We start from the raw sequence: 14317 nt of genomic DNA on the forward strand, positions 1-14317 counted from the left end.
TGATATAGAAAAGTTTTCGTTCACAACAAATCATGAACGACCATCTGTGTCAAAATTCTGGATATTTTACTGACTTCCAATTTGCTCCTGACTTAAACTCAAGAAATCTTTAGAAGTTGGATTATTCTCTTCCAGCTTGTTCAAGCGACCATCGATAATCCACAGGCAGTTGTAGCCGCGCACAGGTTTCTTCCAGATGCTTTTGTTGAGCCAGGGCTTTCCGCAGCGTAATAATCAATTGCTGCACCTGCTCCTGAACATCAGATTTGCCATTGACGGCATGCATCGTCTGCCGTTCCAGAAGTTGTAGGAGCAACTCGTAGTGAATATGAGAGGGAAGGGGGATGGGTTCCATGATGAAGCCGAGGTTACCTTGCTCAAGATAGATCAACGAAGAAACGAAAATAAACCTTGTCCAAGTCTAGAACCGGAGTTTCTCTAAGTGGAAAACGACCGTTCTCTAGCTGAACCTGGTCTAGTTGCAACCTAAAAAAGGTTGGCTAAAGCCTGACCCGGATCGGGTTGTTTGATCAAAGATTCGCCAATCAAAACGGCCTGCGCTCCTGCCTGAGCAACATACTGGAGATCTTGAGAGGTAAAAAGTCCCGATTCACTGACCACTACAATGTCTCGACGTTGCATCTGGCTCTGGCGCTCTGTCAGGAGGATGCGGGTAGTTTCTATATCAACCGAAAAATCTTCTAAGTTACGATTGTTGATGCCGATCAAAGATACATCCTGCAAGGCCAACACCCGATCGAGTTCTGCCAGAGTATGAACTTCGATCAGGGGAGTCAATCCTAACGTTGCCGCGATTTTGAGGAAGTATTGCAAATCTTTATTCGAGAGAATGGCCGCAATCAGCAGCACAGCATCTGCCCCATGCAGCCTCGCGTAATACATCTGGTAAGGATAAATAATGAAATCCTTACAGAGCAACGGCAGGTCGATCGCCTGCCGGATTTGCTTGAGATACTCAAAGTTGCCCTGAAAGAATTGCTTGTCGGTCAGAACAGAGAGACAGGTTGCTCCCCCTTGCTCGTAGGAGCGGGCGATCGCCACTGGGTCAAAATCTTCCCGAATCACCCCTTTGCTGGGAGAGGCTTTTTTTACCTCTGCAATCACCGCAGGTCGAGTTTTGCCCTGCTTGAGTATCTGCAGAAAATTCCGGGCAGGCGGCACGTCCTGAACCTTGCGGCGTAATTCCTGTAAAGGTAAAAATTCCCGCAGCTGATCGACTTCGGATTCCTTCTGCCAGACAATTTCCTCTAGAATATGGCGTGGTTTGGCATCAGGTACACGCACTTGATACCGCAATTCCTGAACAGCAACAGCGGGATTGGGTGGACGGCGACGGATCTGCATAGAGTAGTGTAAACGAAGGAGTAAAGAGATGTATCTGATAGCGTAGCCTAACTCTAAAGAATAACGGCATGTAAATGCTCAGAATGGCTTTAGGAGAGCCAATTAAGTAACCTGCTCTGGATCGATTCTCTGTAGGGACGAACGGCTGTTTGCCCCTGCCCAAGAATTGCACCTTAATTTGTTCTTATCCCTTAATGCGCTTTGATCGCCCGCTTGTAGGCTTCATCCAACACCTCTGAGAGGGTGGGATGGGTATGCACCAGAAAGGCGAGGGAGTTGACGGATTGCCGCTGAGCGATCGCGCTAGCTGCTTCATGAATCAAGTCGGAGGCATGCAGACCAAAAATATGAACCCCCAACACTTCCCCGGTATCGGTGCGGTAGATGACTTTAGCCATGCCTTCTGTTTCCCCTTCTGCGATCGCCTTGGCATTGCCCTTGAAGTAGGTACGAGCCACTCCCACCTTAAACCCTTCCGCCTTGGCTTTTTCCTGGGCTGCAGGCTCGGTCATGCCCACAAAACCGATTTCTGGATGGGTGAAGACCGCGGCAGGAATACTGTGATAATCCACTTCACGGGGTCGCCCACAGATTGTTTCCACCACGGCCACCCCCTGAGCCGAGGCCGTATGAGCCAGCATCATCTTGCCTGTGGCATCACCGATCGCCCACAGATGGGGAACGGCTTTACCTTTCTTTACCACGGCTAAGTGGTCATTGATTGGAATAAATCCTCGCTGATCCAACTCTACGCCCACGGATTGCAAGCCTAAATCTTTGGTGTAAGGAGTGCGGCCTGTGGCAATTAAGCAGGCATCTACTTCCAGTACCTCGACTACCTCTTTGGTTTTGGCATCGGCCAGTTCAATCACGACCGGAGAGCCGGGGATGACTCGTTTCGCCAACATGCCGACGCGGGTTTCAATATCACGCGGAGTAATCAGGACGCGCTGGGCCAGTTTGGCAATGTCGGGGTCGAATCCTGGCATCAGCTGATCTAGGGCTTCGATCAAGGTCACTTCACAGCCCAGCGCCGAGTAGATGTCGGCAAATTCCAGGCCAATGTAGCCGCTACCGACGATCGCGATCCAGTCCGGCAGGGATTCCAAGCGCACCGCATCATCGCTGGTGAACACGGTCTTGTGGTCGATTTCTACACCGGGTGGGACAAAGGGAATTGAACCGGGAGCGAGAATAATATCCTTGGCCGTAATGATTTTGTTGCCCTCTTTTGTTTCGACTGAGACTTTTTGCTTCCCGGCAATTCTGGCCCAGCCGTGAATTGTCTCTACACTTAATCGCTTCAGGCTATTGACCAGGGCATCTCGTTGCTTGGTGACAATGCTGTTGGCGTGATCGGCAATGCCCTGACGATCAAACGAAACAGACTCCAACTGAATTCCCAGGGACTTTAAGTGATGGGTATCTCGCAATTCCCTGACCCGTCCTGAAGCGGCCAGCAAAGCTTTAGAAGGGATACAGCCCCGATTCACGCAGGTTCCCCCCATGTCTCCGGCTTCGACAATAGCCGTCTTCAACCCACAGCTCACCGCATGGAGCGCCGCACCGTGACCACCAACTCCGGCTCCAATGATTAGTAAATCGTAATCAAATGTCTCACTCACAAGTTTCTCCTGACTTAATCCTCCCTATTTTCGGTCGGAAGGCGCTCATCAGACAACTTTTGCAAGGAATCGGCTGGCATTGGGCATTTTAAGCCAGGTGGACTATTGTAGATACGGATTATAGGGACGACCTATTGTAAGTACACATATAGCCTTCAACCTCGCCAGTGGTTGGAACTGGTTTATTTCACCCTCGTTTGGAGTCCAGCTTATGGGTCAACCACAGCAAGACATACGACGAGCCGCTGCCGAAGCTTTTAAGCAGTCGCTTGACCAGTTACAACAAACGCTGGAATCCACCCAGGAACCATCCAAGTCACCGCAAGCCCTGTGTCCAGAGCCAACTCCTGAACTTGTGACCGATCGCGCTGTCCAATTTGACCTGAGTGTCTGGGAAGAGGCGATCGCAGATATTGAACAATTTATTCAACAGCGGCAGACTGAGCAGGGGTAGGGCACTCCCGCTGCCGTTTCGCTTCATACAGGATCAGGGCAGCGGCGATCGCCACGTTCAACGATTCCACACCAGAAGCCAGCGGAATCCGCACCGCCACATCGGCTAAAGACTCCATGCTGGGGGATAAACCAGCCCCTTCATTACCCAACAACAGCAGGGTCGGTTGCCGAAAGTCCGCTTCCCAGTAGGTCAATGCGGCTGTCGGCAAGGTGGCGATTACCTGCATTCCTTGCTGCTGGTATTGTCGGATATCCTGGGGCAGATGATCACTGGCGGCCATTGGCAGTTGAAACCATTGGCCTGCGGAGGCTCTCAGCACCTTGGGATGATCTAGATCGACGCTATCGTGACTCAGTAAGATCCCTTCTGTGCCAGCCGCCGCCGCCGTTCGAATGATGGTGCCCAGGTTGCCAGGATCTTGAATTGTTTCCAGGACAATTCCCAAGCTGGTAAAGGTGGGGGCCGGGGTCGAGGAACGTTCCAGAGTGGCGACGATTCCGTCGGGTTCCACCGTGGTAGCGATCGCCCGCAACACTTCTGAACTGACGAACTCAATCCGTTTGGCCCGGTGCTCGATCTGCTGCCACAAGTCTGGATGCTGGTGTGACCACTCCGGAGTGCAGCAGACGGTAACGAGCGATCTATTAGCTGCACAAGCCGCCTCCACCAGATGGGTACCTTCCACCAAAAATACCTGCTGTTCTCGTCGCTCCTTCGCTCGATGCAACTTTCGCATCTGTTTGACGAGAGGATTTTGCAGACTGGTGAGCATAGAGGACTGGTTTGATTGAAATTTTGTTACGAATTTAAACGAATGATAAGTTTTTTAAAATATTCCTGCAGAATCTGTACCTAAAAACCTCAGCCTTGCCAATCGTCAGGACAGTCATTCAAAAGGATTGAGTAATGCGGAACCCGGGACTTGAACCCGGAAGTCATTGCTGACACTAGAACCTGAATCTAGCGCGTCTACCAATTCCGCCAGTTCCGCTGACGCACGGTGTAACCCGCGATTCATAATCTTCAGATACTTGTGAGCATCTGTCAATCACCTTGAGGCAATAAAGTGACAAATTTTCGAGCGAATGATTTTCTATCCACAAGTAGAAAAAATAAAAAAATTGGGACGGCTTAATTCTTTCCTGTAGAATCAAGACCGAATTCAGAGTTTGATGTTAATGCAGGAGGGCAAAGCCATTACTTTCACTTCTAACCTACCCAACACCTTAGCGGCCTCAGAAGAGGATTCTGCCATCCTGGAGATTTTAGGAGGGCAACGGCTCAGCGGTCATGTCACCATCAGTGGGGCCAAAAATTCGGCACTGGTTTTGATGGCCGGTGCCTTACTGTGTCCTCAAGAGTGCCGTTTGCGGAATGTACCATCCCTGGTGGATGTGGGCCGCATGGGTGAAATTCTGAGGGCATTGGGGGTAAAGCTGGAACGGCAGGGTGATTGCCTGACCCTGAATGCTTCCTCGATTGGAGAATCCCGGGCACCGTATGAGTTAGTGAGCCAACTGCGAGCCAGTTTCTTTGTGATTGGCCCTTTATTAGCCCGGTTGGGGGTCGCGAGAGTTCCTTTGCCAGGAGGCTGTGCGATCGGGGCACGTCCCGTTGATCTGCATGTGCGAGGATTGCAGGCAATGGGTGCCGAAGTGCAAATTGATCACGGCATGGTTAATGCCTATGTGAGAGGAGCCAGCAAACGGCTGAAGGGAGCCAAAATTTATCTGGATTATCCCAGTGTGGGAGCCACTGAAACACTGATGATGGCTGCAACACTGGCGGATGGAGAAACCATCATTGAGAATGCGGCTCAGGAACCTGAAGTTGCAGATTTAGCCAATTTCTGTCGTGCAATGGGTGCCAAAATCTGGGGGGCTGGCACCAATACCATCACGATTTCCGGCGTGCCCAGCCTGTATTCCACGGACTACAGCATTATTCCCGATCGCATCGAGGCCGGAACCTTTCTGGTAGCTGGAGCCATTACTTGCTCAGAGATTAGTTTGTCTCCTGTCGTGCCGGATCATTTAACGGCAGTCATCGCCAAACTGCAAGCGGTCGGTGCCCAGGTGATTACGGAAGCCCCCCATCGTCTGCGTCTCATTCCCAGCGATCGCAACCGGGCCACTGATATTGAAACTCTGCCCTACCCTGGCTTCCCAACCGATATGCAGGCTCAATTCATGGCCTTGCTGGCCCTCAGTGAAGGCAATAGCGTGATCACGGAAACCGTTTTTGAAAATCGCCTGCGCCACGTGGCAGAACTGAACCGCATGGGAGCGAATATTCGTCTGAAAGGATGCAACGCGATTATTCAGGGAGTTCCTATGCTCTCCGGTGCTCCAGTCGTGGCGACTGATTTGCGGGCTTCTGCGGCTTTAGTTCTGGCAGGGCTGGCAGCCAACGGTAAGACTACGATTCAGGGGCTACATCACCTCGATCGCGGCTACGAGCAGTTGGAAACGAAATTGCAGAAACTAGGTGCCCGCTTACAGCGAGTCAAAGTCAGTTCTGACTCCAGCAAAGATCCTGCTTTAAAGACTTAGGGCTGTGCACGAAACTACAATCCCTGCGATGCGTTACAGCTAACGCCTCACACATCCTACAACTGGGACATGATGAGATTGTAACTCTCAGAAGATTTCTGAGCCAAGAAATTACTTCTGTAGATACTACAATCTCGCTATACTGACGATGGATTGACCAGAACGGCTCAATGTTAAGGTAGGGTTCAGTCAATTCGTTCTGTCTGCACCTGACTGCCCTATGTCTCTCCTCAAAACGCCTCTGATTGGTTTGCGAGCGGATCACTTCCGGCACCCGCTTGACTTAGAAGCGACTGCAAATTTAAAGCAGTTGCCAGGTTTGGATGTGATGGTTCGCAATCTATTAGGCCCACTGGCAGAGCAATTCTTTTATTTAGAGAATATTGCCTCCAGTGTGCTGGTGGGGGAGCAACAACTTCCTGAGCTGCACAAGCTGTTGTTAGATGCCTGTCAGATTCTCGACCTGGAACCACCCCAACTGTACGTCCGGCAACATCCAGTTCCCAATGCTTATACGTTTGCGATGCGCGGCAAGCAGCCGTTCATTGTAATACATACCTCGTTGCTGGAGTTATTAACGCCAGACGAAATTCAGGCGGTGATTGCCCACGAACTGGGACACTTGAAGTGTGAGCATGGGGTATATTTGACGCTGGCCAATCTGCTGGTATTAGCCGCAGGTCAACTTCCCTGGGGGGCAGGAGTCGCGCAGGCCCTCCAAACCCAGTTACTGGAATGGGTACGCTGTGCTGAGTTTAGCTGCGATCGGGCAGCTTTACTGGCGACCCAAAATCCTAGAGTGGTAGCATCCGTCCTGATGAAACTAGCTGGTGGTTCACCCACCTTAGCCAGTCAACTGAATCTGGATGCCTTTCTAGCCCAAGCCAGAGCCTATGACGAGATCAGTAAAGACCAGATCGGCGAGCTGCTGAAACAGGCGATGACTGCTCAACTCACCCATCCGGTTCCAGTATTACGGGCGCGGGAGATCGATCGCTGGTCTTCCAGCCAAGCGTATCAAGCTTTACTGGAAAGCCGCCCTATCTCCCATAATGGCGAGGTCAAGTCTAAAGGAGGTTGGCGAAATTGGTAGGGACAAAGCACTCCCAAAGAACTGCCAAACTTGGTTTAAATCTCAAACGGGTGGGAATGTTACGGTAAATATTGGGGTTTTCAACACCGGTAATTTGACCATGACTTTGCGAGGATTAAGATGTGGTTGAAAAGGGTTGCGAAATCCCTGAAAACCTCTCCAGATCTGAGCTTGCAACAGTCGCTCGGAAAAAGTTGCTTCTAGCTATATGAGGTCAAATTATGAAACTGATTCGTTTGGCTCTGGGTATTCTGCTGCCGCCGGTGGGAGTTTTTCTGACCTATGGGTTGAGTACGACCTTGCTGATTAATATTCTGCTGACGTTCCTGGGTTGGGTTCCCGGCAGCATTCACGCGGTTTGGGCGATCGCCAAACACGAAGAAAAACTGCATCAGCAACCTGGTTCCGTGTAGGTTAACTCTCTCATCCCTTTAAGGAGGACATTATGTTTGGATTCTTTCTGACCACGTTGATCAGTGCCTTGGGTCTGCTCATTGTTGATCTGGCGGTTCCCGGAGTGGACATTGCCACCTTCCCCGCTGCCCTGCTGGCTGCCCTCGCGATCGGATTGGTCAATGGCACGGTGAAACCTGCTCTATCGTTTCTGTCCTTGCCTATCAATTTCCTAACGCTAGGAGCCTTCTCGCTGGTGGTGAATGGCGTGTGCTTCTGGTTAGCCTCGCTCCTGGTTCCTGGTTTTGCAGTACACGGTTTACTGGCCATGATTCTCGGCCCCGTTATCTTGTCTCTGGCAACCACCTTCCTGAACAAATACTTTCTGGAAAAAGGGTTTGGCCGCTTACCGGCAGACCAAGCTAAGACCCCCCTGGAAGCTGGCCAATAAAGTCTCGTGTCCATGAAAACAAATCAACTGAGTTGAAAGAAACCACGGTAGATTGTCTGTCGTGGTTTTTTTGCTGGAAAGCAGGGGTAGTTATCATTGGTCATTAGTCCTTTGTCCGTTGGGAATCGGACGGAATTGTACCTTGAGGCCATCAGTGGGCCGAGGAGTGGGAACCATGACGAAATCCAGATTTTGCTCAGGGAGTAATGTCCATTCGTAATTTCGCAGAAGCAGGGCAGCAAAAATTTTCATCTCTAGTCGAGCAAATTCCTTGCCTAAACATTCTCGAACGCCACCACCAAACGGCACGTAGCTAAATGGTTTTACTTTGTCGGTGCCGCCTGTCGTGGCAAATCGCTCCGGGTTAAATTCTTTGGGCTTGGGGTAGATCTGGCTGTCTTGATGGGTTCTGCCGATTTCATACAAAACAGACCAGCCTTTGGGAATGGTATATCCGTTGATTTCGCAGGTCTGAATCACCTCACGAAACCCACCCCCCACAGGCGGCAGGATTCTCAGTACTTCTTTCAGCACCTGTTCCAAATATTCCATCTGCTTTAAGGATTCCAGGGTCAGGGGTTGGTTGGGCTGAAATTGCGCCTGTTCAATCCGAAGTTTGGTTAACACGGTGGGATGTTGGGCTACTCTCAGGCAGAAGGTGGCGATCGCTGAAGTCAGGGTTTCATGTCCTGCAAACAGTAAAGTCAAAATCTGATCCTGCAATTCCTCAATACCGAGGCGATTTCCTTCCTCATCCTGAGCTTGAATCAGCAGCCCTAATGCATCTTGCCCCATATCCGGCTGACTTTGCCGATCTTTGATAATGCGCTCAATCTCACGCAGCAATAACTGACGACTACGGAGGGCTTTACCAAAGTTCGTCCAGGGGAATGGCAATGGAACGGAAAACAGCCCACCCACCCAGCTTTCAAACCATTCGCCAAAGGATGTTTTTGATCCAGCCTCAATTCCTACAATCAACTTGCAGGCAATATCCAGGGTGTAGTTTCGCAGTTCGGGATACCAGGTAAGAGTGCCTTGTTGTGCCCAGCGATCGCAATAATGCTGAGTCATGGCCACCATGGTTGGAATATAGCTGACTAGTGCTCGCGGTTGAAAAGCCTGGGCCAGCAGTTTCCGGCGCTGTTGGTGTTCACTGCCCTTTTGCACCGCTAAGGATGCTGGGCCTAGAAGGGTACTGGTACTGGGAGGCCAACGGTTCACAAAATACCGATCTTCATTTAACAACACAAAGCGAACCGCTTCAGCACCGGATAAATAGACGGTTGGACTACCAAATAAACGGGTTTTGAAAATGTCTCCATATCGTTTGTGGCGTTTATTGGCAAAGTCGGGATCTTGCAAAAAGCTAACTGTTTCACCAATCAACGGTAGACCCAGATTGCCAGGAGGGAAAGGGAACGAACTAGAAGAAGGCGATCGTGTCATTGTGGGAAATCTACTTGCAACAGTTAGAGTTTATTTCCCTTTTACGGTTTGTACCAGGCGAGTCAGCAACTAGACAAACAAGCACAGGAGACCCAGGTAACTGATGGGGCCAACCTGTTCCCACAACTTAATCCAGGTTGGGTCGAAGGGATCAATGGGCAGCGGCGAAGTAGCGGGAATTTCAACCGTGACTTTTGCAGGTTGAGATGATGGACTGGCTTTGGTTTTGGGAGAGGAGGACGGATCGGTAGAGGTGATGACATCAACCGTGACTTTAGCGGGCTGAGGAGGTGGACTGGATTTAGGTTTTGCAGAGGAGGATGGACTGGTAGAAGGCGTGGCAGTCGGTAGAGGATTAAGAGATGGATGCACTGAAGTTGATGATGTGTTCATAGGAATTGTTAGAACCCTCATGTGTCTATTGATGCTGATCATGTTAGTCACGAGGTTCAACAGGGAGCGTAGAGTTTATACCTTACGCGGAGCTTAAGCCCGGATAATGACGGCTGAATCAAGCTGTCTGCTATCCGTAGTGACAATGACCGCGATCGAGTTCCCAGGTTCCACTCCTCCGTAAATGCTCTGTAATATTTACCATTTCTTTACGAGAATATATTGAGCCTCCGATCTTCCTTAAGTACCCCTCAAGAAGTGGGCTAAGACACCTTCGTACACTAGATTAAATTGTGACCCCGGCAGGTGCTGTAAGAAGCCAGTTTAGGGATTAATCCTGCTGCTTCTAATGTTCATTTAACGGCGCAACCCCCTCCTGCTAATCCATCGATCTGCCCTAAAAACTGTTTAAATCGGTAGCAGGTTAGGTTGAAGCATGAAACCCAACGCCTTAAAGCTGTTTTGAGCCACGAAACCCGATGTATATAAGAAAAGTATCCGGCGGTTAAAACCGCAACTACATTCACCCAGTCTGCCGACGCAGACTCAATAAAATCAAGGTTTTTAGTAACCTGCATCGGCAGGTTTTCTCCGTATAGCCACGACTTCAGTCGCCAAGGTGACAAAGAGACAGGCCTTTAAAACATCCTCTAAGATTCAGGTTTCAAAAAAAATTTCCTTCCAGTTTCCGGGGCCAAATTCTTGCTGAAATTCTTCGATTACCCAGACGATCGATTTGCCCTGGTGCTTGGCGATTCGGAATAAATAATCCCGGTAAGCGTACTTGTCCTCCAACGTAGGGACATCCCCAAAAATGGCACCCAGGCACCAGGAGGGATCGGGGGAGCAGTTAAACCGTTCAAAAAACACTCGTTTCGTCCAATTCGGGGAAGCACCCTCGCGGAAGTTCTTTTGCCGCTGTTCCCGAAAGAAGTTGTACATTTTCCGCAGTTCTCGTTGGCGTAACAGTTCCTCGCTGTAAACTTCCACCAGGGTATCCGTAACGATTTGCGGTTCTGTTTTCCAGATATAGCCACAACTCGGACAGATCATGACAAAGCCCCACATCAGGCGATTGCAATTGGGACATTGTTTGGTTGGCGAGGCTGGATGGTCTCCGGGTTCTTGACTGCTGGGCAGACGATACTCTTTCACATCTTCGGGAAAGCCAAGGCGATGCAGGTTATTGGCCTGATCTAACACAATGCCGCAGGTTTTTCCCGTGGAGGGAGAAATTCTCATCAAGCGACCAATTTGCTGAAAGTGCAGGGCGCGGGATTGAGTGGGACGTAATAGCAATCCAACTTCCACACTCGGTTCATCAAAGCCAATGCTGATCACATTGCAGGAGGTGAGCACCAATAGTTCTCCTGCCCCTAGCCGACGGTAAAGCCGTTGCCGCTCTCTAATCGGAGTGCTACCATCCACCACGGCGGCTGACACTCCAGAGGCAGTGAAGGCTTCGGCGACGTGACGGGCATGTTCAATATCCACACAAAAGGCGATCGTCCGTTTGCCAGGGGTCAGCCGGTGCCATTCTTCCACAATCCGCTGTACTAGTTCGGGGCGATCGCAGGCATTTTTCAAATCCCGCTCATCAAAATCTCCAGCCACCGTTCGCACGCCATTCAACTGGATCTGGGAGTCTACCGGAACCCCGTAATATTCCATCGGGGCCAGGTAGCCCAATCGTTGCAGTTCTGCTGGAACGGGTGAGGCGACAAAGGTTTGCATGTGATCGCCCAATTGCTCTCTTCCCAGGCGATAGGGGGTCGCCGTCATGGCTAAATGGATGGCCTGAGCGTGAGTGCGGTAAATAATTTCCTGGCCAATTTGACTGAAGACGGTCGTATGTCCCTCATCAAAAAACACCACATCCGCACGCCAGTTCCGCCACCAGGAGCGCTTTTCCATCGTTTGAATGCTGGCAATCTGAATCGGAGCCTCTGGGTCTTCACGCCATCCCGCCTTGATGAAGCCGCACCGCAACCCAAATGCCTGCATTTTCTGGTAAGTCTGGCCCACCAGCACATCCAGATGCACTAGAAACATCAGGCGCAGTCCACGGGTAGCCGTATCTGCACAGATCTTGCCCCCAATCACGGTTTTCCCCGCTCCAGTTCCGGCAATGATGGCAACCCGGCGATAGCCCTGACCCAATTTAATGTACAGATCCTTAATCAGTTGATTCTGATAGGACCGCAAGGCCGGGGGAGGTAACGGAGATTGGGGCCGTTCCGCCTGCATCTGAGGCTGCTCCTTAAGGAAGTACAAACGCATTAATCAGATATCAAATCTACCTTAAGGGCGGGACAATTACAGACTTCAGGACAATTGACAGAATTCACGGATCAGTTGCCAACTTTCATCCAGCACATCAGTTAAAGCGTGATCACTGTCCATCTGCACCAGCGTTACCCAGGGCCGATCGCTGGCAAACTCAATGCTGGCCTGGATGGGAATCACTTCATCCCGCTTGCCGTGAATGATCAACGTTGGCACCGGGCGGACAATTTCGGATTCCCGGTATTGGGCCGCATCTTCAGCAAACTGATAGCTGATCGGCAACATTTTTTCCTGCCCGTAGTGATAGACGGGTAAAAAGCCTTCCCTTTGCCATTGCTGCACCTGTTGTTCTCCTAACTGAGACAACCAGTGAGACAGAAAGCTAAAGGCGGGAGCCAGCAAAATTAGCCGTTCTACCTGGGTCTGGGTCTGGCCTAACCAGGCGGCAGTCAGTCCGCCAAAGCTAGAACCAATCAGGGTCACAGGTTCCGGGGCTGGGGGAAAGTCGGATTCTACTTGCTGCAACTGGCGGGTGAGGGTGAGATGGGTGAAATCGTTCTGGTTCAAGTCAGGGATGGCAAGGGGAATCTGAAGTTGGGCAAAGCGATCGCACAAGTCCTTCGCCTTGGTCGATTCCGGACTGGAGGCAAAACCGTGAAGATAGATAAACTGTGACATGATTCCCTCTGTGGACAGTGCAAAGAGTTCCAGTGCTCGACTGTAGCAATCCTCAAACCATTTCACAGTTTGCAGGACTACGAGTTAAATTGATCTTTATCTTTATTACATTCATCTTCAATCTGGCGCTTTAGTCTTTCATATTCTGCCTCTAATATCTGTCTGCTGGCAGCAGGCGATCCAGCAGGCAGAGAACGGCTTTGCAGAATCCAAAATCCTAGTTTTCGGCAGTTTTCTGGGGCCAGCGTCAAACTCAAGGTATGAGAACAGGAATGAGCTGAAGCTGATACCGATTGACAAGCTATTCTCCAGAGTCATCTGACATCGTTGCAATAGGGATAGCTGACATAGTTGGGACAACAGTACTTTTCCCTATTTGACTCTGACAACTTGCTAAACTGCCATATTTTCAACACCAGATATTGGTAGAGACGTGCCGCCGGAACATCTCTACTTTGCCATTCAACTAAAAAGGCAACTCCTGAGAGTTGCCGAAATAAAAGGGTTGGATGAATTTTCGATTTAGTGATTAGGGATTTGCTCAAGCGACCCACTTTTGAGCCACAACTTCAGCCAGATCAACAACCCGCTGACTGTAGCCCCATTCATTGTCATACCAAGCCACAACCTTGACCATGTCTCCACCCATCACCATTGTAAGAGCCGCATCAACAATGGAGGATTCATTGGTACCCGCATGGTCACTGGATACCAAAGGCAGATCACAGTATTTGATAATTCCTTTCATCTCGCCTTCAGAAGCAGCTTTCAGAACTTCATTAACCTGTTCTGCGATCGTACTCTTTTCTACCTGAACCACCAAATCCACGACAGAGACGTTGGGAGTAGGCACCCGCAGAGCAATCCCGTTCAGCTTTCCAGCTAGTTCGGGGAGTACCAAAGCCACGGCTTTAGCGGCACCAGTAGAGGTGGGGACAATATTCATCGCGGCAGCACGGGCACGCCGCAGATCCCGGTGGCTGGCATCCAGAAGCCGCTGGTCTCCGGTGTAGCTGTGGGTTGTAGTCATGGTGCCCTTGATGATACCGAAGTTGTCATTCAGCACTTTGGCAATGGGCGCGAGGCAATTCGTGGTACAACTGGCATTGCTGATAATGTGGTGCTTGGCGTGGTCGTAATCCTTTTCATTCACACCGACCACAAACGTCCCGTCGTCGTTTTTACCGGGAGCCGTGATTAGCACCTTTTTGGCTCCAGCATTGATATGCTTGGCGGCCCCTTCCCTGCTGGTAAAAACTCCAGTCGATTCAATGATTAGGTCGATTTCCCACTCTTTCCAGGGGAGGTTTTCGGGATTGCGATCGGACGTACATTTAACAACTTTGCCGTTAAGAGTGATGCTATTATCATCAGCGCTGATCTGTACGTCGTCTGACAACCTACCCAACATTGAGTCATATCTCAATAGGTGGGCATTGGTTCTGGGGTCGGAGGTGTCGTTAATAGCAACTAATTCTATTTGACTATTTGTTCTGCCCAGCCAGCAACGCGCGAAGTTACGCCCAATGCGCCCGAAGCCGTTAATCGCTACTCTAATCACTGCGTCTTGCCCTC

General features: G+C 50.5%; 14 protein-coding genes and 1 tRNA gene. 5 read left to right on the forward strand and 10 right to left on the reverse strand.

Annotated features, from left to right (window positions below):
- Window positions 1-121 precede the first annotated feature (121 nt).
- The 3 genes from ACUVQO_RS00730 to lpdA form a co-directional block, all read right to left on the reverse strand.
- Window positions 122-355, reverse strand: coding sequence for a DUF5340 domain-containing protein (locus tag ACUVQO_RS00730; protein WP_445923980.1), 234 nt, complete (start codon window positions 353-355; stop codon window positions 122-124).
- A gap of 131 nt (window positions 356-486) precedes the next feature.
- Entirely contained in the window at window positions 487-1365 is an 879-nt protein-coding gene (gene trpC / locus ACUVQO_RS00735) for an indole-3-glycerol phosphate synthase TrpC (RefSeq protein ID WP_445923981.1), read from the reverse strand.
- Window positions 1366-1556: 191 nt separating this feature from the next.
- Window positions 1557-2990, reverse strand: a complete 1434-nt coding sequence (gene lpdA, locus ACUVQO_RS00740) for a dihydrolipoyl dehydrogenase (RefSeq protein ID WP_445923982.1) — start codon at window positions 2988-2990, stop codon at window positions 1557-1559.
- 211 nt (window positions 2991-3201) lie between these two features.
- On the opposite strand from lpdA, the gene ACUVQO_RS00745 reads away from it, so the two are divergent.
- Window positions 3202-3444 carry a hypothetical protein gene (locus ACUVQO_RS00745; RefSeq protein WP_445923983.1) on the forward strand — a complete coding sequence of 81 codons (243 nt, stop codon included), beginning with the start codon at window positions 3202-3204 and terminating at the stop codon, window positions 3442-3444.
- On the opposite strand, the gene ACUVQO_RS00750 is transcribed toward ACUVQO_RS00745, so the two are convergent.
- Both ACUVQO_RS00750 and ACUVQO_RS00755 read right to left on the reverse strand, forming a co-directional pair.
- Window positions 3413-4219 carry a TrmH family RNA methyltransferase gene (locus ACUVQO_RS00750; RefSeq protein ID WP_445923984.1) on the reverse strand — a complete coding sequence of 269 codons (807 nt, stop codon included), beginning with the start codon at window positions 4217-4219 and terminating at the stop codon, window positions 3413-3415. The two genes, ACUVQO_RS00745 and ACUVQO_RS00750, sit on opposite strands and share 32 nt — an antisense overlap.
- A 135-nt stretch (window positions 4220-4354) precedes the next feature.
- Window positions 4355-4438, reverse strand: a tRNA-Leu gene (locus ACUVQO_RS00755).
- Between the two features lie 181 nt (window positions 4439-4619).
- On the opposite strand from ACUVQO_RS00755, the gene murA reads away from it, so the two are divergent.
- The 4 genes from murA to ACUVQO_RS00775 all read left to right on the forward strand — a co-directional run bounded on the left by murA (window position 4620) and on the right by ACUVQO_RS00775 (window position 7936).
- A complete protein-coding gene (gene murA / locus ACUVQO_RS00760) occupies window positions 4620-5999 on the forward strand; it encodes a UDP-N-acetylglucosamine 1-carboxyvinyltransferase (protein ID WP_445923985.1) in 1380 nt (459 codons plus the stop codon).
- A gap of 220 nt (window positions 6000-6219) precedes the next feature.
- On the forward strand, window positions 6220-7092 hold the full coding sequence (locus ACUVQO_RS00765; protein ID WP_445923986.1) for a M48 family metallopeptidase: 873 nt from the start codon (window positions 6220-6222) through the stop codon (window positions 7090-7092).
- A 221-nt stretch (window positions 7093-7313) separates the two neighbouring features.
- On the forward strand, window positions 7314-7505 hold the full coding sequence (locus tag ACUVQO_RS00770; RefSeq protein ID WP_445923987.1) for a YqaE/Pmp3 family membrane protein: 192 nt from the start codon (window positions 7314-7316) through the stop codon (window positions 7503-7505).
- 32 nt (window positions 7506-7537) lie between these two features.
- On the forward strand, window positions 7538-7936 hold the full coding sequence (locus tag ACUVQO_RS00775) for a phage holin family protein (RefSeq protein ID WP_445923988.1): 399 nt from the start codon (window positions 7538-7540) through the stop codon (window positions 7934-7936).
- A gap of 93 nt (window positions 7937-8029) precedes the next feature.
- Here ACUVQO_RS00775 and ACUVQO_RS00780 read toward each other — a convergent pair whose 3' ends face one another.
- The 5 genes from ACUVQO_RS00780 to ACUVQO_RS00800 all read right to left on the reverse strand — a co-directional run bounded on the left by ACUVQO_RS00780 (window position 8030) and on the right by ACUVQO_RS00800 (window position 14303).
- The gene (locus ACUVQO_RS00780) at window positions 8030-9385 is read right to left on the reverse strand and encodes a cytochrome P450 (RefSeq protein WP_445923989.1); all 1356 of its coding nucleotides are present in this window, start codon (window positions 9383-9385) and stop codon (window positions 8030-8032) included.
- A gap of 69 nt (window positions 9386-9454) precedes the next feature.
- The gene (locus ACUVQO_RS00785) at window positions 9455-9778 is read right to left on the reverse strand and encodes a hypothetical protein (RefSeq protein WP_445923990.1); all 324 of its coding nucleotides are present in this window, start codon (window positions 9776-9778) and stop codon (window positions 9455-9457) included.
- A 657-nt stretch (window positions 9779-10435) separates the two neighbouring features.
- Window positions 10436-12025, reverse strand: a complete 1590-nt coding sequence (locus tag ACUVQO_RS00790) for a DEAD/DEAH box helicase family protein (protein ID WP_445923991.1) — start codon at window positions 12023-12025, stop codon at window positions 10436-10438.
- A 78-nt stretch (window positions 12026-12103) separates the two neighbouring features.
- Window positions 12104-12742, reverse strand: a complete 639-nt coding sequence (locus tag ACUVQO_RS00795) for a YqiA/YcfP family alpha/beta fold hydrolase (RefSeq protein ID WP_445923992.1) — start codon at window positions 12740-12742, stop codon at window positions 12104-12106.
- 541 nt (window positions 12743-13283) lie between these two features.
- Entirely contained in the window at window positions 13284-14303 is a 1020-nt protein-coding gene (locus ACUVQO_RS00800) for a type I glyceraldehyde-3-phosphate dehydrogenase (RefSeq protein ID WP_445923993.1), read from the reverse strand.
- Between the last annotated feature and the right edge of the window lie 14 nt (window positions 14304-14317).

The sequence above is a fragment of the Leptodesmis sp. genome (genome assembly GCF_052746595.1).

Excerpts from the sequence above, each read along its gene's own strand:
- ACUVQO_RS00730 (WP_445923980.1), bottom strand. The coding sequence starts at position 355 with ATGGAACCCATCCCCCTTCCCTCTCATATTCACTACGAGTTGCTCCTA.
- trpC (WP_445923981.1), bottom strand. The coding sequence starts at position 1,365 with ATGCAGATCCGTCGCCGTCCACCCAATCCCGCTGTTGCTGTTCAGGAA.
- ACUVQO_RS00745 (WP_445923983.1), top strand. The coding sequence starts at position 3,202 with ATGGGTCAACCACAGCAAGACATACGACGAGCCGCTGCCGAAGCTTTT.
- ACUVQO_RS00750 (WP_445923984.1), bottom strand. The coding sequence starts at position 4,219 with ATGCTCACCAGTCTGCAAAATCCTCTCGTCAAACAGATGCGAAAGTTG.
- murA (WP_445923985.1), top strand. The coding sequence starts at position 4,620 with ATGTTAATGCAGGAGGGCAAAGCCATTACTTTCACTTCTAACCTACCC.
- ACUVQO_RS00765 (WP_445923986.1), top strand. The coding sequence starts at position 6,220 with ATGTCTCTCCTCAAAACGCCTCTGATTGGTTTGCGAGCGGATCACTTC.
- ACUVQO_RS00770 (WP_445923987.1), top strand. The coding sequence starts at position 7,314 with ATGAAACTGATTCGTTTGGCTCTGGGTATTCTGCTGCCGCCGGTGGGA.
- ACUVQO_RS00775 (WP_445923988.1), top strand. The coding sequence starts at position 7,538 with ATGTTTGGATTCTTTCTGACCACGTTGATCAGTGCCTTGGGTCTGCTC.
- ACUVQO_RS00780 (WP_445923989.1), bottom strand. The coding sequence starts at position 9,385 with ATGACACGATCGCCTTCTTCTAGTTCGTTCCCTTTCCCTCCTGGCAAT.
- ACUVQO_RS00785 (WP_445923990.1), bottom strand. The coding sequence starts at position 9,778 with ATGAACACATCATCAACTTCAGTGCATCCATCTCTTAATCCTCTACCG.
- ACUVQO_RS00790 (WP_445923991.1), bottom strand. The coding sequence starts at position 12,025 with ATGCAGGCGGAACGGCCCCAATCTCCGTTACCTCCCCCGGCCTTGCGG.
- ACUVQO_RS00795 (WP_445923992.1), bottom strand. The coding sequence starts at position 12,742 with ATGTCACAGTTTATCTATCTTCACGGTTTTGCCTCCAGTCCGGAATCG.